Annotated in this window: 22 protein-coding genes and 1 tRNA gene; 9 read left to right on the top strand and 14 right to left on the bottom strand. The window is 63.3% G+C overall.

Features of this window, described 5'->3' with window-relative positions; genetic code table 11:
* Positions 1-50 precede the first annotated feature (50 nt).
* Both ACREXZ_RS27390 and ACREXZ_RS27385 read left to right on the top strand, forming a co-directional pair.
* Complete coding sequence (locus ACREXZ_RS27390) at positions 51-989, top strand: carbohydrate kinase family protein (RefSeq protein ID WP_431767273.1); 939 nt, start codon at positions 51-53, stop codon at positions 987-989.
* A 46-nt stretch (positions 990-1,035) separates the two neighbouring features.
* Positions 1,036-1,512 (top strand): glycine zipper 2TM domain-containing protein, encoded by a 477-nt coding sequence (locus tag ACREXZ_RS27385; protein WP_431767272.1) that lies wholly within the window; start codon positions 1,036-1,038, stop codon positions 1,510-1,512.
* Between the two features lie 311 nt (positions 1,513-1,823).
* On the opposite strand, the gene ACREXZ_RS27380 is transcribed toward ACREXZ_RS27385, so the two are convergent.
* The 8 genes from ACREXZ_RS27380 to ACREXZ_RS27345 all read right to left on the bottom strand — a co-directional run bounded on the left by ACREXZ_RS27380 (position 1,824) and on the right by ACREXZ_RS27345 (position 9,962).
* Complete coding sequence (locus tag ACREXZ_RS27380) at positions 1,824-2,393, bottom strand: histone H1-like DNA-binding protein (protein WP_431767290.1); 570 nt, start codon at positions 2,391-2,393, stop codon at positions 1,824-1,826.
* Between the two features lie 30 nt (positions 2,394-2,423).
* Positions 2,424-2,738: a hypothetical protein gene (locus ACREXZ_RS27375; RefSeq protein ID WP_431767271.1), complete on the bottom strand. Its 315-nt coding sequence runs from the start codon at positions 2,736-2,738 to the stop codon at positions 2,424-2,426.
* Between the two features lie 100 nt (positions 2,739-2,838).
* Entirely contained in the window at positions 2,839-4,074 is a 1,236-nt protein-coding gene (locus tag ACREXZ_RS27370) for a ribonucleotide-diphosphate reductase subunit beta (RefSeq protein WP_431767270.1), read from the bottom strand.
* A 62-nt stretch (positions 4,075-4,136) separates the two neighbouring features.
* Complete coding sequence (locus ACREXZ_RS27365; protein ID WP_431767269.1) at positions 4,137-4,532, bottom strand: hypothetical protein; 396 nt, start codon at positions 4,530-4,532, stop codon at positions 4,137-4,139.
* Between the two features lie 40 nt (positions 4,533-4,572).
* Complete coding sequence (locus ACREXZ_RS27360) at positions 4,573-7,608, bottom strand: ribonucleoside-diphosphate reductase subunit alpha (protein WP_431767268.1); 3,036 nt, start codon at positions 7,606-7,608, stop codon at positions 4,573-4,575.
* Between the two features lie 512 nt (positions 7,609-8,120).
* The gene (gene ampD / locus ACREXZ_RS27355) at positions 8,121-8,720 is read right to left on the bottom strand and encodes a 1,6-anhydro-N-acetylmuramyl-L-alanine amidase AmpD (RefSeq protein ID WP_431767267.1); all 600 of its coding nucleotides are present in this window, start codon (positions 8,718-8,720) and stop codon (positions 8,121-8,123) included.
* Positions 8,717-9,040: a PP0621 family protein gene (locus ACREXZ_RS27350; protein WP_431767266.1), complete on the bottom strand. Its 324-nt coding sequence runs from the start codon at positions 9,038-9,040 to the stop codon at positions 8,717-8,719. The genes ampD and ACREXZ_RS27350 overlap by 4 nt, the downstream gene beginning before the upstream one ends.
* Before the next feature lie 7 nt (positions 9,041-9,047).
* The gene (locus ACREXZ_RS27345; protein ID WP_431767265.1) at positions 9,048-9,962 is read right to left on the bottom strand and encodes a cytochrome C assembly family protein; all 915 of its coding nucleotides are present in this window, start codon (positions 9,960-9,962) and stop codon (positions 9,048-9,050) included.
* Between the two features lie 81 nt (positions 9,963-10,043).
* On the opposite strand from ACREXZ_RS27345, the gene ffh reads away from it, so the two are divergent.
* Positions 10,044-11,411, top strand: a complete 1,368-nt coding sequence (gene ffh, locus ACREXZ_RS27340) for a signal recognition particle protein (protein ID WP_431767264.1) — start codon at positions 10,044-10,046, stop codon at positions 11,409-11,411.
* A 124-nt stretch (positions 11,412-11,535) separates the two neighbouring features.
* A complete protein-coding gene (locus ACREXZ_RS27335; RefSeq protein ID WP_431767263.1) occupies positions 11,536-12,087 on the top strand; it encodes a hypoxanthine-guanine phosphoribosyltransferase in 552 nt (183 codons plus the stop codon).
* A 93-nt stretch (positions 12,088-12,180) separates the two neighbouring features.
* Here ACREXZ_RS27335 and ACREXZ_RS27330 read toward each other — a convergent pair whose 3' ends face one another.
* A complete protein-coding gene (locus tag ACREXZ_RS27330; RefSeq protein WP_431767262.1) occupies positions 12,181-12,780 on the bottom strand; it encodes a MarC family protein in 600 nt (199 codons plus the stop codon).
* Between the two features lie 11 nt (positions 12,781-12,791).
* Positions 12,792-14,528: a proline--tRNA ligase gene (locus ACREXZ_RS27325; RefSeq protein ID WP_431767261.1), complete on the bottom strand. Its 1,737-nt coding sequence runs from the start codon at positions 14,526-14,528 to the stop codon at positions 12,792-12,794.
* 254 nt (positions 14,529-14,782) lie between these two features.
* Here ACREXZ_RS27325 and ACREXZ_RS27320 point away from each other — a divergent pair, with 254 nt between their 5' ends.
* Positions 14,783-15,436, top strand: a complete 654-nt coding sequence (locus ACREXZ_RS27320; RefSeq protein WP_431767260.1) for an RNA pyrophosphohydrolase — start codon at positions 14,783-14,785, stop codon at positions 15,434-15,436.
* A gap of 88 nt (positions 15,437-15,524) precedes the next feature.
* Positions 15,525-16,082, top strand: a complete 558-nt coding sequence (locus ACREXZ_RS27315; RefSeq protein ID WP_431767259.1) for a CNP1-like family protein — start codon at positions 15,525-15,527, stop codon at positions 16,080-16,082.
* 57 nt (positions 16,083-16,139) lie between these two features.
* Here ACREXZ_RS27315 and proB read toward each other — a convergent pair whose 3' ends face one another.
* From proB to rplU, 4 genes are all read right to left on the bottom strand, one after another.
* Positions 16,140-17,258: a glutamate 5-kinase gene (gene proB / locus ACREXZ_RS27310; RefSeq protein ID WP_431767258.1), complete on the bottom strand. Its 1,119-nt coding sequence runs from the start codon at positions 17,256-17,258 to the stop codon at positions 16,140-16,142.
* 71 nt (positions 17,259-17,329) lie between these two features.
* Positions 17,330-18,433, bottom strand: coding sequence for an Obg family GTPase CgtA (gene cgtA, locus ACREXZ_RS27305; RefSeq protein ID WP_431767257.1), 1,104 nt, complete (start codon positions 18,431-18,433; stop codon positions 17,330-17,332).
* Between the two features lie 165 nt (positions 18,434-18,598).
* Entirely contained in the window at positions 18,599-18,862 is a 264-nt protein-coding gene (rpmA, locus tag ACREXZ_RS27300) for a 50S ribosomal protein L27 (RefSeq protein WP_431767256.1), read from the bottom strand.
* Between the two features lie 24 nt (positions 18,863-18,886).
* Entirely contained in the window at positions 18,887-19,198 is a 312-nt protein-coding gene (gene rplU, locus ACREXZ_RS27295) for a 50S ribosomal protein L21 (protein WP_004194344.1), read from the bottom strand.
* 197 nt (positions 19,199-19,395) lie between these two features.
* Between rplU and ACREXZ_RS27290 the strand changes: the two genes are divergently transcribed.
* The 3 genes from ACREXZ_RS27290 (at position 19,396) to ACREXZ_RS27280 (ending at position 21,955) form a co-directional block, all read left to right on the top strand.
* A complete protein-coding gene (locus ACREXZ_RS27290; RefSeq protein WP_431767255.1) occupies positions 19,396-20,388 on the top strand; it encodes a polyprenyl synthetase family protein in 993 nt (330 codons plus the stop codon).
* A gap of 31 nt (positions 20,389-20,419) precedes the next feature.
* A tRNA-Pro gene (locus ACREXZ_RS27285) sits at positions 20,420-20,496 on the top strand.
* 154 nt (positions 20,497-20,650) lie between these two features.
* Positions 20,651-21,955 (top strand): HlyC/CorC family transporter, encoded by a 1,305-nt coding sequence (locus ACREXZ_RS27280; RefSeq protein ID WP_431767254.1) that lies wholly within the window; start codon positions 20,651-20,653, stop codon positions 21,953-21,955.
* Positions 21,956-22,054: the final 99 nt, after the last annotated feature.

Raw genomic sequence — 22,054 nt, 5'->3', positions numbered from 1 at the left:
TTTCGCATCGTCGTCGCCCTTTTCTCTGGACTTCTACAGGAACGATCGCCTTGGCTACGCTGATTTGCGGCTCGATTGCCTACGACATCATCATGAAATTCGAGGGCCGGTTTCGGGAGCACATCCTGCCCGATCAGGTCCACATCCTGAACGTGAGCTTCCTCGTGCCGACGATGCGCCGCGAGTTCGGTGGCTGCGCGGGCAATATCGGCTATGCGCTGCACCTGCTGGGCGGCGACGCGCGGATCATGGGTACGCTCGGCGCCGCCGATTCGCAAGCCTATATCGACCGGCTGGATAGCCTCGGGCTGTCGAAGGAATACGTCCGCGTGCTGCCGGATACGTACTGCGCGCAGGCGATGATCAGCACCGACCTCGAAAATAATCAGATCGCGGCCTTCCATCCGGGCGCGATGATGCAGTCGCACGTGAACCGCGTCGATGAAGCAAAAGGCATCACGCTCGGCATCGTTGCGCCGGACGGCTTCGACGGGATGATCCAGCACGCGGAGCAATTTGCCGCGACGGGCGTGCCGTTTATCTTCGATCCGGGTCAGGGATTGCCGCTGTTCGACGGTCCGTCGCTGCGCCGCATGATTGAACTTGCCACGTATGTAGCTGTCAACGATTACGAAGCTAAACTCGTCAGCAACAAGACGGGTTGGTCTATCGAAGAAATCGCCGGCCACGTCGACGCGCTGATCGTGACGCTCGGCGAACAAGGGTCGCAGATCCACCATTCGGGGCGTATCGAAGCCATTCCGGCGGTCACCGCACAGCGCGTGCTCGACCCCACCGGTTGCGGCGATGCATTCCGCGGCGGTCTGCTGTACGGAATCGAACGAGGGCTTGACTGGGCGACCACCGGTCGTCTCGCCAGCCTGATGGGCGCACTCAAGATCGAACATCAGGGCCCGCAAACCTACGCGCCGTCGCGCGCGGAGATCAACGAGCGGTTCAAGCAGGCGTTTGGTTACGACCTGCCGTAATTCGAACGAGTGGTTCGCCGCCGTTCTTTGCTATTGGAGTAAGGGAATGAAAACAACGAGTCGCTTGGTAGTGGCCGCAATCGTCGTCGGTACGCTCGCCATGTCGGGGTGTGCCTACAACAGCAGCTCGGCCGACGTGTACACCGCCTCGCAGGCGCAACGCGAAGCGACGGTCCGCATGGGCACCGTCGACAGCGTGCGCGCAGTGCGGATCAGTTCGAACAACGGCCAGCCGAGCGGACTCGGTGCGATCGGCGGCGGCGCGCTCGGCGCGGTGGCCGGCAGCGCGATCGGCGGCGGCAAAGGTTCGATCGTGACGGGCATCATCGGCGGTATCGCGGGTGCGGTGGCCGGCAACGCGGTCGAGAACGGCGTCGCGGTTCACAGCGGCGTGGAGATCACCGTGCGCCTCGACAACGGCGATATCCGCGCGATCGTGCAAAGCGCCAACGGCGAAATCTTCCAGGCCGGCGAACGCGTCCGTCTGCTGTCGAGCGGTGGCGTTACGCGCGTCACGCACTAAACCGTTTCCCCTGAACCGCAGCGCGCTGCGGTGACCTCAAGCGCATGCGCTCCCCTGTGCATGCGCTTTTTTTATGCGACTGGCCTGGCTCGCCGTTTTCTTTTTGCGCGGCGCTCGCCGCTCTCCAGGCCGCGCACGCTTCTTTCTCACCACTACTCTCCCACCGCACGCTCAACCCGCGCTGTCCATCCGTGCGGTCGTAGCGTCGCGCGCAAAAAAATCCCGTCACCAGTTACCCGGTGACGGGATCTCGATCGAGTAGGCCTACTCAATCATGGACACATCGCGATGTGTCCAGGGACTGCGTGCTGTTACGGACGGCTGCCGGTCGGGAACGGCCATGCAGCAGCCGGATTCAACGCGGTCTTCACCGTCGCTGCCGGCGCGCTCGATGCAGCAGCGGGCGCAGCGGGAGCAGGTGCAGCCTTCTTCGCAACAGCCTTCTTCGCAGGGGCAGCCTTCTTTGCAGGGGCGGCCTTCTTGGCGGCAGCCTTCTTCGCAGGCGCAGCCTTCTTGGCCGCAGCCTTTTTCGCAGGCGCCTTCTTCGCAGCCTTCTTCGCTACCTTCTTGGCGGCAGCCTTTTTCGCAGGCGCCTTCTTCGCCGCGGCCTTCTTCACAACCTTCTTGGCTGCAGCCTTCTTGGCCGGCGCTTTCTTCGCAGCAACCTTCTTCACTGCGACTTTCTTGACTGCAGCCTTCTTCGCTGCGGCCTTCTTCGCCGGTGCCTTCTTCGCAGCAACCTTCTTCACTGCGACTTTCTTCGCTGCAACCTTCTTCACCGCGACTTTCTTGACAGCGGCCTTCTTCGCCGGTGCCTTCTTCGCAGCGACCTTCTTCACAGCGACTTTTTTCGCAGCAGGTTTCTTCTTGGCAGTTGCCATCATTTACTCCTTCAGGTTTTCAGATGAGGTTCAAACAACACACCCTTCGTCAAAACCCGCTTCCCGCGGACGCTTCTCACGGCGCGCGCTACAAAGCGGGCTATTCATCGGCGTACGCAGATCCTGCGCGCTTACGCTAATGAATACGGTAAGGCGCACCGTGTCAGAAGACACCGCGCGCCAAGTCCAGTCGACGTCGCATCCGGACGTCGCCAATCGTTTGATCTCACCGCCGGCGCTTGGGCCGACGGCATTTTCCGGGGGGAAGTTTGCCCATCCCACTGAAGGGTTCGCAAAGTGCCTGTCATGTTTGTGGGCCGTTAAGGCACCGGGCATGCTTTGCATCAGGCGTTCCTGCTCCTAACGTCGTACGCCGGCACGGCGCGCTTGCGCCACGGTGCCGGCATCCCCATCATCGATGCGTGCTGCTGCGAAGAGCCGTGGGTCATTCCCAGGACAGCGCTCCGCCAGTTTGATATTCGATCACGCGCGTCTCGAAGAAGTTGCGTTCCTTCTTCAAGTCGATCATTTCGCTCATCCACGGGAACGGGTTTTCTTCGTTCGGGTACAGCGGATCGAGACCGATCTGCTGGCAACGACGGTTGCAGATGAAGCGCAGGTAGCTCTTGAACATCGAGGCATTCAGACCGAGCACGCCGCGCGGCATCGTGTCTTCAGCGTAGCGATATTCGAGTTCGACTGCCTGCTTGAAGATCTCGCGGATCTCCGCACGGAACTCGGACGTCCACAGATGCGGGTTTTCGAGTTTGATCTGGTTGATCAGGTCGATGCCGAAATTGCAGTGCATCGACTCGTCGCGCAGGATGTATTGGTACTGTTCCGCCGCGCCGGTCATCTTGTTCTGGCGGCCGAGCGCCAGGATCTGTGTAAACCCGACGTAAAAGAACAGCCCTTCCATCACGCAGGCGAACACGATCAGCGACTTGAGCAGCTTCTGGTCGGCTTCGAGCGTTCCGGTGGTGAAGGCCGGATCGGTCAGCGTGTGGATGAACGGAATCAGGAATTCGTCTTTCGCGCGGATCGACGAGACCTCGTGATACGCGTTGAAGATTTCGCCTTCGTCGAGACCCAGCGATTCGACGATGTACTGGTAGGCGTGCGTGTGGATCGCTTCCTCGAACGCCTGGCGCAGCAGGAACTGGCGGCATTCGGGCGCCGTGATGTGGCGGTAGGTGCCCAGCACGATGTTGTTGGCGGCAAGCGAGTCGGCCGTCACGAAGAAGCCGAGGTTGCGCTTGATGAGGCGACGCTCGTCTTCGGTCAGCCCGTTCGGGTCTTTCCACAGGGCGATGTCGCGGGACATGTTGATTTCCTGCGGCATCCAGTGGTTCGCGCAACCCGACAGATACTTCTCCCATGCCCACTTGTACTTGAACGGCACGAGCTGATTGACGTCGGTCTTGCCGTTGATGATGCGCTTGTCGGCAACATTCACGCGCGCTTCGGAGGCGGCAGCCGGTGCGGCAGAGGCGGTGTTCTGAGCGGCGTACGGAGCGACAGCGATGTCGTTCGCGAAAATATCCTGCGCCGAGGGAGCCTGATGAGCGGGACGCGCAACAGCTTGCGTACCGACGGCCGTCGCCGCGGAGTGACGCAACGCATTCTGTTGCGCACCGCTCGCGGGAGTTACGGCAGTGATCTCGTCATCCCAGTTGAGCATAAATGTCACCATCAATTTAGAACGGTTTGTACCATCTTTTCACGAGCGTTAAAAGAGTTCGCTCACGAAAGTTCCTGTTTTCGATTCGCGTTGCGACCTTCATACAACACTTTGTTCGATCGACTGTGTCGCGCGCTTCGCGCGATGCAATCGCAAGAGGTGTCGATGACGCGCTTCGCGTGATCGAATTGCGTCGAACGAAGACCGCTCGACGCGTTGAAAATTTCTGCTGCCGGATCGTTCACATCGCCTGCATCGCAGACGATGCTACGGGTTGTCCCTTGCTCGTTCACACTCATCTGCGAGTCAGCTGCAACGTGCGATTCGAATCGAAACAAGCGCGGAACAAGCGCAAAGCAAGCGCGAAACAAGCGGATCGAAGTGAGGATCGAACGCGATGCGCTCTTCGATCCGTCGGGCGGCGCAAACGCTGTGCCGCCCGATCCGCGCGAGAGCATGGCCGACTCATCGCCGGCGCTGCTCTCTATATATAGAGCGTTACTGGCAGGCCTCGCACTCGTCGAAGCCCGGATCGCCCGGACGCATCACGCACACGGGACCATCCGCTTCGAGTGCGGCGACCGGCGCTGCAGCTACGGCTGCAACCGCTGCCGCATTCAGCGTGCCCGACGACGCAGCGCCGCCCTTCACACCGAATCCACCCGCGTTGCCGAGTCCACCGCCTGCCGCGCCACCACCGGAAGAACCGCCGGACGAATCGCCGCCGTCGCCCGACGACACCGCATTCAGCGCGCCGTGCGCGACCGTCGACTTCTCGACGTGCGTCGCCGCCATCGTGCGCAGGTAGTAGGTCGTCTTCAGACCGCGCAGCCACGCGAGCTTGTAGACCTCGTCGAGCTTCTTGCCCGACACGCCGCCCATGTAGATGTTCAGCGACTGCGCCTGGTCGATCCACTTCTGCCGGCGCGACGCCGCTTCGACGAGCCACGTCGGGTCGACTTCGAACGCGGTCGCGTAGATCGCGCGGAGGTCGGCCGGGATACGGTCGATGCGCGACAGCGTGCCGTCGAAGTACTTCAGGTCGGCGATCATCACCTCGTCCCACAGGCCGCGCACCTTCAGGTCGCGCACCAGGTAGTCGTTCACCACCGTGAATTCGCCCGACAGGTTCGACTTCACGTACAGGTTCTGGAAGGTCGGTTCGATGCAGGCCGACACGCCGATGATGTTCGAGATCGTCGCCGTCGGCGCAATCGCGATGCAGTTCGAGTTGCGCATCCCGTACGTCGCGATGCGGGAGCGCAGTTCGGTCCAGTCCATCGACTCGCTCGAGTCGACCTCGACGTAGCCGCCGCGCGCGTCGGCGAGCAGCTTCAGCGTGTCCTGCGGGAGGATGCCGCGATCCCACAGCGAGCCGCGGTAGCTCGAGTAGCGGCCACGTTCCTGGGCCAGCTCGGTCGACGCGTAGTACGCGTAGTAGCAGACCGCTTCCATCGACGTGTCGGCGAACGCCACCGCTTCCTGCGACGCGTACGGCGTGCGCAGCACGTGCAGGCAGTCCTGGAAGCCCATGATGCCCATGCCGACCGGACGGTGCTTCAGGTTCGAGTTACGCGCCTTGGCGACCGCGTAGTAGTTGATGTCGATCACGTTGTCGAGCATCCGCATCGCGACGCTGATCGTGCGCTTCAGCTTGTCGTGGTCGAGCACGTACGAGCCGTCCGCCTGCTTCGCCAGGTGGGCGACCAGGTTCACCGAGCCGAGGTTGCAGACGGCGATTTCGGTGTCGCTGGTGTTCAGCGTGATTTCCGTGCAGAGGTTCGACGAGTGGACCACACCGACGTGCTGCTGCGGGCTGCGGATGTTGCACGGATCCTTGAACGTGATCCACGGGTGGCCGGTTTCGAACAGCATCCCGAGCATCTTGCGCCACAGTTGCGCCGCCGGAATCTTCTTGAACAGCTTCAGCTCGCCGCGGGCGGCCTTGGCTTCGTAAGCGGTGTAAGCCGTTTCGAACTCGGCGCCGAACTTGTCGTGCAGGTCCGGGCAGTTGGACGGCGAGAACAGCGTCCAGTCGCCGCCTTCCATTACACGCTTCATGAACAGGTCGGGAATCCAGTTCGCCGTGTTCATGTCGTGGGTACGGCGGCGATCGTCGCCGGTGTTCTTGCGCAGCTCGAGGAATTCCTCGATGTCGAGGTGCCACGATTCGAGGTACGCGCAGACCGCGCCCTTGCGCTTGCCGCCCTGGTTCACCGCGACCGCGGTGTCGTTGACGACCTTCAGGAAGGGAACGACGCCCTGCGACTTGCCGTTGGTCCCCTTGATGTGCGAGCCGAGCGCGCGCACGCGGGTCCAGTCATTGCCGAGGCCGCCGGCGAACTTCGACAGCAGCGCGTTTTCCTTCAGTGCTTCGTAAATGCCGTCGAGGTCGTCGTCGACGGTAGTCAGGTAGCACGACGACAGCTGCGAGCGGCGCGTGCCCGAATTGAACAGCGTCGGGGTCGAGCTCATGAAGTCGAAGCTGGACAGCACGTTGTAGAACTCGATTGCCCGTGCTTCGCGGTCGACTTCGTTCAGCGCGAGGCCCATCGCGACACGCATGAAGAATGCCTGCGGCATTTCGATCCGCACGCCGTCGTTATGCAGGAAGTAGCGGTCGTACAGCGTCTGCAGGCCCAGGTAGCCGAACTGCAGGTCGCGGGTCGCGTCGAGCGCGGCGCCGAGACGCTTCATGTCGTACTGCAGCAGTTTGTCGTCGAGCAGTTCGGCCTGCACGCCGCGCTTGATGAACTGCGGGAAGTATTCGATGTAACGCTCGTCCATTTCGGCCTGCGTCACTTCGCCGCCGAGAATCTCGCGGCGGATCGTGTGCAGCAGGATGCGGGCGGTGGCCTGGCTGTACGCCGGGTCCTTCTCGATCATCGTGCGCGCTGCGAGGATCGCCGAGTCGTAGACCTGACTCATCGGCACGCCGTCGTACAGGTTCTTCACCGTTTCCGCGACGATCGGCGCCGCGCTGACGGCGTCGCCCAGGTTCTCGCACGCCGACTCGATCAGTGCCTGCAGCGCCTGCAGGTCGAGCGGACGCGTGATGCCGTTGTCGGTCACGTTCAGGCCGGACGCAGCCGGCGCATCGGCCGCTTCGTTCGCGACGCCGCGCTCCTGATTACGCTTCTCGCGGTACAGCACGTACGCGCGCGCGACGTTGTGTTCGCCCTCGCGCATCAGCGCGAGTTCGACCTGATCCTGGATGTCTTCGATATGGAACGTGCCGCCGTTCGGGCGGCTGCGCAGCAGCGCGCGCACGACGCTCTGCGTCAACTGCTCCACCAGCTCGCGCACGCGCGCCGACGCCGCGCCCTGGCCGCCGTTCACGGCGAGGAAAGCCTTGGTCACCGCAATCGCGATCTTCGACGGTTCGAACGACACCACGCTGCCGTTGCGGCGGATCACCTTGTAGTCGGCGAAAGTCGCCTGCGGCGCGAGCGCCTGTGCGCCCGCCTGCCCACCGAAGGGACGGCCCGCAGGGGCGTCCTCATACCGGGTCGTCACGTTGTCGGTCGTTTGCATGTGCAAAGCTCCTGATTCTGGAATGTGCGGAGAAACCGCGGATTAAGACGGACGCTGCGCCGCCGCGAGCGCAAGCGATGAAGCGGAAGAGGAGGACCAGCGAGGCCAGGTGGCCGGATGCGACAGTGCTGAATAGACCGGGGTCTGCATCATGAATGTCGCGATCACTTGCTGCTCTCCCCTCTTCGATGTGTCGGATGCCGCGGGACCCTGAACCCGCTGCGCCGCACGAATTTTCTGGACGCTGGAAGTGCTCGCGGCGCCATGCTCGAGGAGCGGGGCGCCGCCAATCTACTTGCTCACCACCTACTCACATACACAAGATGTAGTGGAAAACCGAGCGTCTGGCACCAAGTATAGTGAACTTTCCTACCATCTCAAATTATTTTATTTGCCTTCCCGTGCTTGACTTTTGAAGCCCCGCGCAACGACGGGGGGCTGCCCGGAAAGCAAGCGCCCATCACGTTTCGCGCGCGTCGCGCGAGGTGGCTACGACGGCTGTTATTGAGCGGTTACGAAGCCGCGGAGAGATTCAGGTAGGGGAAATACCGAGCGGCGAGCGAGGTGTCGCGCTGCAGTCGGGCCCACTCGAAATGAGGCCCTGGATCGGTCTTGCGATCGGGTGCGATGTCGGCGTGGCCGGCGAGCGCTTCGATCGGATAGTGCGCGACGAGCGCGGTAACGAGCGCGGCGAGCGTCCGGTATTGCGCCGCTTCGAACGCGGTCGCGTCGCTGCCTTCGAGTTCGATGCCGATCGAGAAATCGTTGCAACGTTCCCGGCCGAAGAAGTTCGATGCGCCCGCGTGCCACGCGCGCTCGTCGCACGACACGTACTGTTCGAGCGCGCCGTCGCGGTGGATCACAAAGTGCGCGGAGACCTGCACGCCACGCAGATGCGTGTCGTAGTACGGATGCGCGTCGCAGTCGAGCCGGTTCAGGAACAGATCGGCGATCGCGCTGCCGCCGAACTCGCCGGGCGGCAGGCTGATGTTATGCACGACGATCAACGTCGGAGGCGCACTACCGTCGGGACGCGCCGCGAAATTCGGCGAAGGCAGCCGCGTCGCGCCGGCTACCCAGCCGTCGGCGGCGACGGCGAAGCGCGCGGTCATCGCGCGTCGGGACCCGTCCGCGCGGCGTGACGGCGCGCGTGATCGGCGCAGCAGAAAGCCTGCTCCGCGACGACGACGGAGTCGCTCTTCGGCGCGTGAACGCCGCACTCGACGCAGCGGATCATCGGCTCGGCGAGCTGCGCGGGGGCGTGCGGTGCGCCCGCACCGGAACCTGCACCGGCCGTCTGGCCACTACCCGGATTACCGGCGCTGCCGGAGCCACCCGAACGTTGCGCCGTGCGCGCGTCCGCGCGGCGCAGCGCCTTGACCAGCCATTGGCCGACGAAGAACAGTACGATCAGCAGAAAAAGTTGTCGCATGGAAGACTCAGACCACAGGACGGTGCAGCAGCACCTCGAAGACGAAACGGCTGCCGACGTACGCGAGCAGCAGCGCCACGAACGACGCCAGCACCCAGCGCAACGCCGCGCGGCCGCGCCAGCCGGAAACCTTGCGGGCGATCAGCAGCGCGCCGAACATCAGCCACGAAAGAATCGCGAACACGGTTTTGTGATCGAGCCGCAGCGCGCGGTCGATCAGCTGTTCGCTGAAGAGAATGCCGGAGAGCAGCGTGAGCGTCAGCAGCACGAAGCCGGCGGCGATCAGACGGAACAGCAGCTTTTCGAGCGTGAGGAGCGGCGGCAGCGTATCGAGCCAGCCCGACAGCCAGTCGCCGTCCGCCGCGGCGGAACGCTGCTGCGCGGTGCCACGCATCTTGTGCAGACGGCGCTCGACGAGCAGCATCAGCACCGCGTGCAGCGCCGCGATCGCGAACAGCCCGTAGGCAATGTTGGCGATCAGAAAATGCAGTTTGAAGAGCGGATCCGCCGCATACGACAGCACGCGCACGCCGCCGAACGCGAGCGGCAGCAGCGACGCGACGCAGGCGAGCGGCAGCACCAGCAGCCGCAGACCGTCGAGCGGGAAAAACAGGCTCTCGATCCAGTAGATGCCGACGCCGAGCCAGAACATCGCGGACAGCGCGAACGCGAAACCGAACACCATCGCGTTCTGCGGGAAGATCGTGGTGTGCAGCAGCGCGCCGTGCGCGAGCAGCGCCACCACCATCAGCGCGCGGCCCGGCGTGCTCAACCCCACCGACGCCACCGCGCGCGCGCCGGCCGGTACGGCGGGAACGCTCTCGAGCAGCGGACGCGTCGCCGTCTGCCGGTGCGTGCGCCAGCCCGCGACGGCGAGGCCGCCGTAGAGGAGCGCAGTGAGGGCATACAGTACAATATCCATGTTCGAAGTTTACACTAGGGTCCCGGTCCGCGACGGCTTAGTCGCCGCGCGCCGCACCGACCGCACTGCTCATCGTTCCCCATGCTCGACAATCTGACTCAACGGATGGCGCGCGTCGTCAAGACGCTGCGCGGCGAGGCCCGGCTTACCGAGGCCAACACCCAGGAAATGCTGCGCGAAGTGCGCCTCGCACTGCTCGAGGCGGACGTCGCGCTGCCCGTCGTGCGCGAGTTCATCGCGCGGGTGAAGGAAAAGGCGCTCGGCGAAGAAGTGATTTCGAGCCTGTCGCCTGGCCAGGCGCTCGTCGGTGTCGTGCAGCGCGAACTGACCGCGGTGATCGGCGGTGACTACGAAGGCAAGGCCGCCGAACTGAACCTCGCGGTGACGCCGCCGGCCGTCGTGCTGATGGCGGGCCTGCAGGGCGCCGGCAAGACCACGACCGTCGGCAAGCTCGCGAAGCTGCTGCGCGAGAAGTACAAGAAGAAGGTACTGACCGTCTCGTGCGACGTCTACCGCCCCGCCGCGATCGCGCAGCTGAAGACGGTGACCGAGCAGGTGGGCGCCGATTTCTTCCCGTCCGAGCCGGACCAGAAGCCGGTCGACATCGCGCGCGCCGCCGTCGACTGGGCGAAGCGCCACTATCACGACGTGCTGCTCGTCGATACCGCCGGGCGTCTCGGCATCGACGAAGCGATGATGCAGGAAATCACCGCGCTGCACACCGAGCTGAAGCCAGCGGAAACGCTGTTCGTCGTCGACGCGATGCTGGGCCAGGACGCGGTCAACACGGCGAAAGCGTTCAACGACGCGCTGCCGCTCACCGGTGTCGTACTGACGAAGCTCGACGGCGACTCGCGCGGCGGCGCGGCGCTTTCGGTGCGCCACATCACCGGCAAGCCGATCAAGTTCGTCGGCGTCGCCGAAAAGCTCGACGGCCTCGAGATCTTCTATCCGGACCGGATGGCCAACCGGATTCTCGGCATGGGCGACATTCTCGCCCTCGTCGAGGAAGCGCAGCGCGGCGTCGACGTCGAGGCCGCGCAGAAGCTCGCCAACAAGGTCAAGAAAGGCGGCGACTTCGATCTGAACGATTTCCGCGCGCAGCTCTCGCAGATGAAGAACATGGGCGGCCTGTCGTCGCTGATGGACAAGTTGCCGGCGCAGTTCCAGCAGGCCGCGTCGGGCGCCAACATGGGCCAGGCGGAAAAGCAGATGCGTCGCATGGAGGGCATCATCAATTCGATGACCCCGCTCGAACGCGCGAAGCCCGATCTGATCAAGGCCACGCGCAAGCGCCGCATCGCGGCCGGGGCCGGCGTGCAGGTGCAGGAAGTCAACCGCATGCTGAACCAGTACGACCAGATGCGCACGATGATGAAGAAGCTGAAAGGCGGCAACATGCAGAAGATGATGCGCGGCATGAAGGGTATGCTACCGGGCATGCGCTGATTTCCGGCCGCGCTTCAGGCCATGCTTCCGGTCACACCCTGGAGCATGGCCGCCGGGTTTATGCGGTAGCGCACCGCCCCGCTTTCTCTCACACTATGTCTATCGTTATCGCCCGTCAGACGTCATGAACCGCGAAGAAGCCCTCCATATATTCCGTCACTCCGAAGAAATCGTTTCGGCCAGCGACGTCAATGCGTCGATCAGCGGCATGGCCGCCGCCATCAGTGCCGAAATGAGCGAGGACTTCCCGCTCGTGCTGTCGGTGATGGGCGGCGCGGCGGTGTTCACCGGCATGCTGCTGCCGCACCTCGATTTCCCGCTCGAGTTCGACTACATCCACCTCACGCGCTACCGCAACACGACCAAGGGTGGCGCCGAGATGCAATGGCGCGTCGCGCCGGCCGAATCGGTGAAGGATCGCGTCGTGCTCGTGCTCGACGACATCCTCGACGAAGGCGAAACGATGGCCGCGATCCGCGACCGCATCGTCGACATGGGCGCGAAGCGTTTCCTGAGCGCGGTGCTGTGCGAGAAGACCATCCCGAAAGCGAAGCCGCTGCGGCCGGACTTCTGCGGGTTCGATGTGCCGGACCGCTACGTGTTCGGCTGCGGGATGGACGCCAAAGGCTACTGGCGCAATCTGCCGACGATCCGCGCGCTGACCGACGGCGCCTGAACACCCGTCGGGCTCTCTCTTTTCCGAGACGACAAAAAAGCGGCCCGCGGGCCGCTTTTGTTTTGCTGTTTTGCCGCTTCCCTGCTTCCCCGCTCACAGCTGGTGAACGAAACTCCGGATCCCGCCGAGAATCATCTCGACCGAAATCGCGACGAGCACGAGCCCCATCAGACGCTCGAACGCCGTGACCGTGCGCTCGCCGAGCCATACCTGAATCCGTTCGGCCAGCACGAGCACGATCGCGCACACGATCATCGTGACGGTCAGAGCGCCGACCCATTCGAGCATCTTGCCGGGCGCCTGCGACGTCAGCAGCATCACCGTCGCGAGCGCCGACGGACCTGCAAGCGCAGGGATCGCGAGCGGCACGATCAACGGCTCGCCGCCGCGCGTGTCGCCACCGAATGGACCGTCCGGATGCGGAAAAATCATCCGCAGCGCGATCAGAAACAGCACGATGCCGCCGCCGATGCGCAGCGACTGGTCGGTGAGGCTCATCATCCGCAGGAAGCGGTCGCCGAACACCATGAACAGCAGCAGGATGACGAACGCGATCCCCACTTCGCGCAGGATCACGACGACGCGCCGGTGAGGCGCGACGCCGCGCAGGCAGTTGATGAAAATCGGAATGTTGCCGAGCGGATCGGTGATCAGCAGCAGCAGGATCGTCGCGGACAGGAAGGTGTATTCCACGTCCGCCCCGGTCAGCCAGCCAGCGCCGCGCGGATTTTCTCCGCGACGGTCTGTGCCGCGCTGTCCACCGGCAGCAGCGTCGCCTCGGCGTCGCGCCGGCCCTGGTACTCGATCTTGCCGTCCTTCAGCCCGCGCTCGCCGATCACCAGACGATGCGGCACGCCGATCAGTTCCCAGTCGGCGAACATCACGCCCGGACGCTCGCCGCGATCGTCGAGGATCGCATCGATGCCGGCTTCGACGAGCGCCGCGTACAGCGTGTCCGCATGCTCGCGCACCGCGTCGCTGCGGTCATAGCCCATCGGACACAGCACGACCTGGAACGGCGCGATCGACTCGGGCCAGATGATGCCCTTGTCGTCGAAATTCTGTTCGATTGCCGCACCCAGAATGCGCGTGATGCCGATGCCGTAGCAACCCATCTGCATCGACTGCGGCTTGCCGGATTCGTCGAGGTAGGTCGCGTTCATTGCGTCCGAGTACTTGCTGCCGAGCTGGAACACGTGGCCGACCTCGATGCCGCGGCAGATGTCGAGTACGCCCTTGCCGTCCGGCGACGGATCACCCTTGCGGACGTTGCGGATGTCGGCGACGACCGGCTCCGGCAGGTCGCGGCCCCAGTTCACGCCGGCGATGTGGAAGTCCACCTCGTTCGCGCCGACGACGAAGTCGCTCATGTTCGCGACCGTGCGGTCAGCGATCACCTTGATCGGCTTCTTCGTGCCAATCGGGCCGAGATAGCCCGGCGGCGTGCCGAACGTCGCGACGATTTCTTCTTCGGTCGCGAAGCGGAGGTCGGCGAGGCCGGGCAGCTTGCTCGCCTTGATTTCGTTCAGGTCGTGATCGCCGCGCAGCATCAGCAGCCAGATGGTCGGCTCGGCGCCTTCGTTTTCGGTGGCGAGGATGATCGACTTGATCGTGCGCTCGAGCGGGATATTCAGCAGTTCCGCGACCGCCTCGCACTTCGCCTTGCCGGGCGTCGCGACCTTCTGCATCGGTTCAGCCGGCGCCGCGCGCGATGCGATCAGCGGCAGTGCTTCGGCCGCCTCGACGTTGGCCGCGAAATCGGAGGTCGGGCAGTAGGCGATCGCGTCTTCGCCGGTGTCGGCGATCACGTGGAATTCGTGCGAGCCGCTGCCGCCGATCGAACCGTTGTCCGCCGCGACCGCGCGGAATTCGAGACCGAGGCGCGTGAAGATCCGCACGTACGCGTCGTACATCTTGCGATACGACTCGCGCAGACCGTCCATGTCCTTATCGAACGAATACGCGTCCTTCATGATGAACTCACGGCCACGCATCACACCGAAACGCGGACGGATTTCGTCGCGGAACTTCGCCTGCACCTGGTAGAAGTTCACCGGCATCTGCCGGTAGCTCTTGATCTGGTTGCGCGCGATGTCGGTGACCACTTCCTCGTGGGTCGGCCCGAGCACGAAATCGCTCTGCCTGCGGTCCTTGAAGCGCAGCAGTTCAGGACCGTATTTTTCCCAGCGACCCGACTCCTGCCAGAGCTCGGCCGGCTGAACAACCGGCATCAGCAACTCGATCGCGCCCGCCCGATTCATTTCCTCGCGCACGATGGCTTCCACCTTGCGGATCGAACGCAAACCGACAGGTAGATAGTTATAAATGCCGCCGGCGACGCGGCGGATCATACCGGCGCGCACCATGAGCTTGTGACTGACGATCTCGGCGTCGGCAGGTGCTTCCTTCAGGGTGCCGATAAAGAAACGGGAGGCTTTCATTCAGAGTTTTCCAAAAGCGGCGGCCCGGACAGGCTGCCCAAAAAGATCAAACGGTATGAATCGGTTGAATCGCGAACCCGGCGCCGACCCGGTTGAAGTGCGTGAACGCAGACCGGGCGGGCCGCGACGGCACATCGATCACGCCCTCTTTACAGGGGTAAGGCGGAGAATCGGTCCATTCGTTCCGATTCGGTGCGTCGGGTCCGTTATCTGTTTATAATCAAAGCAATTTTAAAGGATTCGAAGGTGGTTGTATGCTGGATCGTGAAGGCTTTCGCCCGAACGTCGGCATCATCCTCTTGAACGCGCACAACGAGGTGTTTTGGGGCAAGCGGCTCCGTGAACATTCCTGGCAGTTTCCGCAAGGGGGCATCAAGTACGGTGAGACCCCAGTGCAAGCGATGTATCGGGAGTTACACGAAGAAACCGGCTTGCATCCGGAGCATGTCAAGATCATCGGTCGCACGCGCGACTGGTTGCGCTATGAGGTGCCGGACAAGTTCATCAAGCGTGAGGTCCGCGGTCATTACCGCGGCCAGAAGCAGATCTGGTTCCTGCTTCGGATGGTGGGGCGCGACTGCGATATTTGCCTGCGCGCCTGCGATCATCCGGAGTTCGATGCCTGGCGCTGGAACGAGTACTGGGTGCCCCTCGACTGTGTGATCGAGTTCAAGCGGGATGTATACCAGATGGCGTTGACGGAGTTGTCCCGTTTTTTGCGCCGCGCTGCGCCGCGGACGGAAAAACCGGGCTCGCACCACGGGCCGCGCTACCCGCGCATCGTATCGTCGGCGGACGGAACGATGGTCGAATCGGTCACGGTCGAAGCGACCGTCCGTATGACGATCGAGTCCGACTGCGGGTCTGTCGAAAGCGCGATCGGCCGCGGACCCGGGCTGCACGATTAAAATCCAGGCGGCCGGCTCAACGCTACGCCGCCTTTCTTTTGCCGGTGCGGCACGCACGCTGCCGCGCCGGTGTTTCGAGGAAATCACATTGAAAGCACTTGCTCTCGTCGTGGCGTGCGCCGCCACCGGCGTCTTGCTGGCTGGCTGTTCGAGTTCGCGTCAGCCGACCAACAAGGACGACAGCGCGTTCCATTACCTGCTCGACGAGCCTTCCAACTGGGTGGAAAACAAGGTCGACACGTTGCCGCCACTGCCGCAGTCCGCTGACTTGCTGCCGTTCGAAGTGTCGGGTAATACGCCGCTGCACTTTGCGCTGGACGCGAAATCGGTCACTGTCGGCACCGACGGCGTCGTGCGCTACACGGTCGTGATCACGAGCCCGGCGGGCGCGCGCAACGTGAACTACGAGGGTATCCGCTGCGATACGTACGAGTGGCGCTTGTACGCGGGCCTCGATGCCGACCACAACGGCTGGGACCGCACCGTGGCGAACGACTGGACGCGGATCGAGAACGGCGAACTGAACGCTTACCACGCGGTGCTCTATCAGGATTATTTCTGCGCGAACAAGATGCCGACCGCATCCGCATCGCGGATCGTCGAGAACGTGAAGTACAAGCGCACGGCCACGTCGCTGATTCGCTGATTCATCTGGCCGGCGGCGCGGGTTTTCGCCCGTGCCGCCTGGGCAGCTTCACTCTTGTTAGACGATCACCAGATTGTCGCGGTGAATCAGCTCCGGCTCGAGCATGTAACCGAGCACCGATTCGATCTCGCCGCTCGGGCGACGCTGGATCAGCTTTGCTTCCGCGCTGCTGTAGTTCGTGAGCCCGCGCGCAATCTCGCGCCCGGCCGCGCTGAGACACGCGATGACCTCACCGCGCGCGAACGCACCCTGCACGCCGACCACACCGATCGGCAGCAGACTCTTGCCGCCGGCGGTCAGCTTTTCGACCGCACCGTCGTCGATCACCACGTGGCCGCGCACCTGCAGGTGATCCGCCATCCACTGCTTGCGGGCCGCCATACGGGCGGTACGCGCAATCAACTGCGTACCGATCGCTTCGCCCGACGCGAGCCGCGCGAGCACGTCCGCCTCCCGGCCGCTCGCGATCACGGTATTCGCCCCGCTGTGCGCCGCTCGCTTGGCCGCGAGAATCTTGGTCAGCATGCCGCCGCGGCCGATGTTCGAGCCGGCACCGCCGGCCATCGCCTCGAGTTCCAGTGCACCGGCATCCGCCTGCTCGACCAGCTGTGCAGCGGGGTCCTTGCGCGGATCGGCGGTGTAGAGGCCGCTCTGGTCGGTGAGAATGATCAGCGCGTCGCCTTCGATCAGGTTCGCCACCAGCGCGCCGAGCGTGTCGTTGTCGCCGAACTTGATTTCGTCTGTGACGACCGTGTCGTTCTCGTTGATGATCGGCACGACGCCGAGACGCAGCAGCGTCAGCAGCGTAGACCGCGCGTTCAGATAGCGCTCGCGGTCGGCGAGGTCAGCGTGCGTGAGCAGGATCTGCGCGGTGCGGATGCCGTGCTCGGCAAAGCGGCTTTCGTAGACCTGCGCGAGGCCCATCTGCCCGACCGCCGCGGCGGCCTGCAATTCGTCGATTTCACGCGGACGCTTCGTCCAGCCGAGCCGCTGCATGCCCTCCGCGATCGCGCCCGAGCTGACGAGCACGACTTCCTTGCCCTGCGCGCGTAGCGTGGCAATCTGCGCGGCCCAACGTCCGATCGCCGCATGATCGAGTCCGCGCCCGTCGTTCGTGACGAGGCTGGATCCGACTTTCACTACCAATCGCCTGGAATCTGCGATGACGGAACGCATGATGCGCGGTCTCCCAAGATGACGCGTGATGCCGCGAGCGCGCGATCGCACCGCGGCTCAACCGGATGTTGTTATTCCTGCACCGGCGCTGCACCGCCGTTCGGGCCTTCCCGGAAGCGAACGTCGGCGGCCAGATCTTCCGCCTCGGCGGCACGCTGCGCATCCGAATGCGCGGCGATATGGTCGTACACCGCGTAGCAAAGGCTTTCGCAACCTTGCCCGGTCAGCGCGGAGATTTCGAACACCGGACCGTGCCAGCCGAAGCCCTCGATAAACGCGGCGACACGCGCTGCGCGCTCGTCGTCGGGCACCATATCGAGCTTGTTCAGCACCAGCCAGCGGGTTTTGTCGTATAGCTGCTCGTCGTACTTGCGCAGCTCGTTGACGATCGCCTTCGCCTCGGCGACCGGGTCCACGGTTTCGTCGAACGGCGCGAGGTCGACGATATGCAGCAGCAACCCCGTGCGCTGCAGATGGCGCAGGAACTGATGGCCCAGCCCGGCGCCTTCCGCCGCGCCTTCGATCAGCCCGGGGATGTCCGCAATCACGAAGCTGCGGCTCGGCCCCACGCGCACGACGCCGAGATTCGGTGCAAGCGTCGTGAACGGATAGTCGGCGATCTTCGGCCGCGCATTCGAAACCGACGAAATGAACGTCGACTTCCCGGCATTCGGCATGCCGAGCAGACCGACGTCGGCCAGCACTTTCAGTTCGAGCCGGACCATCCGGCGCTCGCCGGGTTTGCCCTCGGTTTTTTGCCGCGGCGCGCGGTTCGTACTGGATTTGAAATGCAGGTTGCCGAGGCCACCGGCCCCACCCGTCGCGACCTGGATGGTCTGATTGTGGTCGGTCAGATCCGCGATCAGCTCGCCAGTGTCCATGTCCGTGATGATCGTGCCGACCGGCATGCGCAGTGTGATGTCGTCGCCGCCCTTGCCGTAGCAATCCGCGCCGCGGCCGTTCTCGCCGTTGCGCGCCTGGTGCTTTTTCGCGTAGCGGTAGTCGATCAGCGTGTTGATGTTGCGGTCCGCGACCGCGTAGACGCTACCGCCGCGGCCGCCGTCGCCGCCATCCGGACCGCCGAACGGAACGAACTTCTCGCGGCGCATCGACGCGCTGCCATCCCCTCCGTCACCGGCGATGACTTCAATTCTCGCTTCGTCAATGAACTTCATGCGTTGCTCCGTCCCGTGGCTGTTGCCACCGTGGTTGATGCTATTTTGCCGCGCCCGGCGCGCGATGAACATTCGGCCGAACAGCCAGCGGCAATGAAAAAGAAAAAGGCCCCGCTAACTTCGCGGGGCCTTTTTTCCGGTCCTGAAGCCCGTGTCTGATTAAACTCAGACTGCTGCCGGGACGACGTTGACCAGTTGCTTCTTGGCGGCGCCTTTCGTCGTGAACTTGACGTGGCCGTCCGTCAGTGCGAACAGGGTGTGATCCTTGCCGATACCGACGTTGTCGCCCGGGTGCATACGCGTGCCGCGTTGACGCACGATGATGCCGCCAGCGTTGATTGCCTGACCGCCGTACACCTTCACGCCGAGGCGCTTCGACTCGGAATCGCGGCCGTTCCGGGACGATCCGCCTGCCTTTTTGTGTGCCATTTGATTGCTCCTTGACCGGTGCGCTTACGCGTTGATCGCGTCGATGCGCAGTTCGGTGTAGTTCTGGCGATGGCCGCCATGCTTCTGGTAGTGCTTCCGGCGACGCATCTTGAAGATGGTCACTTTGGCGTGACGACCGTGCGACACGACGGTAGCCTTGACGGAAGCCCCACTGACCAGCGGCGTACCGAATTGAATCGATTCGCCTTCGCCTACTGCAAGAACCTGGTCGAGCGTGATTTCAGCGTCAATGTCTGCCGGTATCTGTTCTACTTTCAATTTTTCGCCGACAGCAACCTTATACTGCTTGCCGCCGGTTTTTATGACCGCGTACATTGAGAACCTCACTCTGTATTCATTTTCCCGACGCACCACGCGCGGAAACCCGTGATTATACATAGAGTTAGCTTCGTGGTCAAAACCCGCTGACAACCGGCCAGGGACGGCGGCTCGCCGGGCATTGCGCGGCAGGCGGAAACCCGGAGGAACCGCGATTCGCCTTATAATTCGCGGCACTACCCCTTTTCGCCATCATGTCGTCGACCGCCACCCCCGCCCCCAACGCCGCCACCCTGCTCGCCCCGATCGCCGAAGACATGGACCAGGTGAATCGTGTCATCCGGCATCGGCTGGCGTCCGAGGTGATGCTGATCAACCAGATCTCCGAGTACATCATCAGCGCCGGCGGCAAGAGGCTGCGCCCCGCGCTGCTGCTGCTCGTCGCGGGCGCACTCGGCGAAACCACCGGGTACCGGCATGAACTGGCCGCGGTCGTCGAGTTCATTCATACGGCGACGCTGCTGCATGACGATGTCGTCGACGAATCCGATCTGCGGCGCGGCCGGCAAACGGCGAATGCGCTGTTCGGCAACGCGGCAAGCGTGCTGGTCGGCGACTTCCTGTATTCGCGCTCGTTCCAGATGATGGTCGGGGTCGGCAAGATGCGCGTGATGGAAATTCTCGCCGAGGCGACGAACATCATCTCCGAAGGCGAAGTCCTGCAGTTGCTGAACATGCACGACGCCGATGTCGACGAAGCGCGCTACATGCAGGTGATCCGCTACAAGACCGCCAAGCTCTTCGAAGCCGCCGCGCAACTCGGCGCCGTGCTGGCCGCCACCGACGCAGCAACTGAACAAGCCGCCGCTGAATTCGGCCGCCGCATCGGCACCGCGTTCCAGATCATGGACGACTGGCTGGACTACACCGGCACGCCCGAATCGATGGGCAAGAACGCCGGCGACGACCTGCGCGAAGGCAAGCCCACGCTCCCACTGATCTGGCTGATCGAACATGGGACGCAGGCCGAAGCGTCACTCGCGCGCGAGGCGATCGAACAGGGCGGCACCGACCGCTTCGACGAAATTTTCGCGGCCATTACACGCTCCGGCGCACTCGACCACACACTCGACTGCGCGAAGCACGAAGCACGGGCCGCCGCCGAGGCGATTTCTTCGTTCCCCGATTCCATTTACAAAGAAAGCCTGCTAGAATTATGCTCTTACTCGACGGCAAGACAGTCTTGATTGAGACTAAAACGCCGTTAAAGTCCAGATTCGGGGTGTAGCTTAGCCTGGTAGAGCGCTACGTTCGGGACGTAGAGGCCGGAGGTTCGAATCCTCTCACCCCGACCAGATTCTGAAAAACCGCGTACGAGCTACGCGGTTTTTTTTCGCCTGTTTGTTTTTCACCCTTCGGGCCGGCATCGCTCCACCCGGCCAGGGGTGAGCGCCGCAAGCCCTCTGCTATATTCTCCCCATCCTTTTCTGACTCTTCACTTCACGACGCGTGGAACAACTTCCCTTATGGGCGCAGATCGGCGCCGTCCTTCTGATGCTGGTCTGCTCAAGCTTCTTTTCCATTTCCGAGACGGCAATGATGGCGCTGAACCGCCATCGCCTGAAGCACCTCGCCAATCAGGGCACGCTCGGCGCAAAAACCACCCAGGGCCTGCTGGTACACACCGATCGCCTGCTCAGCGTGATCCTGATCGGCAACAACCTGTTCAACACGATCATCCCGGTACTGACCACGTCGATCGCGCTGCATACGTTTGGCCGGAACAATCTCGTGCTGTCGATCGCGACGGGTATCGTCGCGTTCCTCATCATCGTCTTCGCGGAGATCACGCCGAAGATCGTCGGCGCAACGTATCCGGAAAAGATCGCGCTGCCGGCCAGCCTGCTGATCGCACCGATGATGCGAGTCGCCAGGCCGCTCATCTGGTTCGTGAACCTGTTCGCGAACGGCATCCTGCGGGTCCTGCACATCAACACCAAGGGCAATCGCGAGCAGCGGCTGTCCACTGAAGAACTCCGCACCATCGTGCTCGAATCCGGCAGCTTCATGCCGACGAAGCACCGCAGCATTCTGCTTAATCTGTTCGATCTCGAAAACATCACGGTCGACGACGTGATGATTCCGCGCCGCCGGATCGAGGCGCTCGATTTCGACGCGCCGTTCGAGCAGATCCTGCATCAACTGGAGACCTGCTATCACAACAAGCTGATCGTCTACCAGGGCGACATCGACCGCGTGCTGGGCGTGCTCCATGTGCGCAAGACGCTGGCCGCGCTGCACAACCAGGAACTGGAGCGCGAGACGCTGCGCGAACTGCTTGCCGAGCCGTACTTCGTGCCAACCGGCACCGCCGTGTTCCAGCAGCTTCAGTATTTCCAGGAGAGCCGTCAGCGCACGGCGCTCGTCGTCAACGAATACGGCGAACTGCAGGGGCTGGTCACGCCCGAAGACATTATCGAAGAGCTGATCGGCGAGTTCACCACGTCGATTCCACGTAACGCGGCGTCGCGCGGCGGATGGAACGAGGACGGCGAGTGCATCGTCGCGGGCAGCATGCCGCTGCGCGAACTGAATCGCTGGCTGCATCTCACGCTGCCCACCGACGGTCCGAAGACGCTCAATGGCCTGATCCTCGAGATCCTCGAAGAGATTCCAGAAGGGGACGTGTGCGTGCGCATCGGCGACGTCAAGCTGGAAGTGATGCGCAGCGACGATCAGGCCATCCGTACCGTCAAGCTGTTCCGCCCAGGTCCGGTGCCGAAGAAGATCAAGAAGGCGTCACGCAGCGCCTGACTCGCTAGCGATTAGCCGCTAGCCATCCGGCCGAATGGAGCAGCAACACCCGTTCGCGGAAGATGAAGCCGTCTTGTTCTACAGGCGGCTTCCTGCCGG

This window comes from Paraburkholderia sp., assembly GCF_050742655.1.
Taxonomy (GTDB): domain Bacteria; phylum Pseudomonadota; class Gammaproteobacteria; order Burkholderiales; family Burkholderiaceae; genus Paraburkholderia.
This window is presented reverse-complemented; position numbering and strand designations above follow the sequence as displayed.

Coding starts and splice junctions, on each gene's coding strand:
- ACREXZ_RS27385 (WP_431767272.1), top strand. CDS start 1,036: ATGAAAACAACGAGTCGCTTGGTAGTGGCCGCAATCGTCGTCGGTACG.
- ACREXZ_RS27380 (WP_431767290.1), bottom strand. CDS start 2,393: ATGGCAACTGCCAAGAAGAAACCTGCTGCGAAAAAAGTCGCTGTGAAG.
- ACREXZ_RS27375 (WP_431767271.1), bottom strand. CDS start 2,738: ATGCAAAGCATGCCCGGTGCCTTAACGGCCCACAAACATGACAGGCAC.
- ACREXZ_RS27370 (WP_431767270.1), bottom strand. CDS start 4,074: ATGCTCAACTGGGATGACGAGATCACTGCCGTAACTCCCGCGAGCGGT.
- ACREXZ_RS27365 (WP_431767269.1), bottom strand. CDS start 4,532: ATGCTCTCGCGCGGATCGGGCGGCACAGCGTTTGCGCCGCCCGACGGA.
- ACREXZ_RS27360 (WP_431767268.1), bottom strand. CDS start 7,608: ATGCAAACGACCGACAACGTGACGACCCGGTATGAGGACGCCCCTGCG.
- ampD (WP_431767267.1), bottom strand. CDS start 8,720: ATGACCGCGCGCTTCGCCGTCGCCGCCGACGGCTGGGTAGCCGGCGCG.
- ACREXZ_RS27350 (WP_431767266.1), bottom strand. CDS start 9,040: ATGCGACAACTTTTTCTGCTGATCGTACTGTTCTTCGTCGGCCAATGG.
- ACREXZ_RS27345 (WP_431767265.1), bottom strand. CDS start 9,962: ATGGATATTGTACTGTATGCCCTCACTGCGCTCCTCTACGGCGGCCTC.
- ffh (WP_431767264.1), top strand. CDS start 10,044: ATGCTCGACAATCTGACTCAACGGATGGCGCGCGTCGTCAAGACGCTG.
- ACREXZ_RS27335 (WP_431767263.1), top strand. CDS start 11,536: ATGAACCGCGAAGAAGCCCTCCATATATTCCGTCACTCCGAAGAAATC.
- ACREXZ_RS27325 (WP_431767261.1), bottom strand. CDS start 14,528: ATGAAAGCCTCCCGTTTCTTTATCGGCACCCTGAAGGAAGCACCTGCC.
- ACREXZ_RS27320 (WP_431767260.1), top strand. CDS start 14,783: ATGCTGGATCGTGAAGGCTTTCGCCCGAACGTCGGCATCATCCTCTTG.
- proB (WP_431767258.1), bottom strand. CDS start 17,258: ATGCGTTCCGTCATCGCAGATTCCAGGCGATTGGTAGTGAAAGTCGGA.
- cgtA (WP_431767257.1), bottom strand. CDS start 18,433: ATGAAGTTCATTGACGAAGCGAGAATTGAAGTCATCGCCGGTGACGGA.
- rpmA (WP_431767256.1), bottom strand. CDS start 18,862: ATGGCACACAAAAAGGCAGGCGGATCGTCCCGGAACGGCCGCGATTCC.
- rplU (WP_004194344.1), bottom strand. CDS start 19,198: ATGTACGCGGTCATAAAAACCGGCGGCAAGCAGTATAAGGTTGCTGTC.
- ACREXZ_RS27290 (WP_431767255.1), top strand. CDS start 19,396: ATGTCGTCGACCGCCACCCCCGCCCCCAACGCCGCCACCCTGCTCGCC.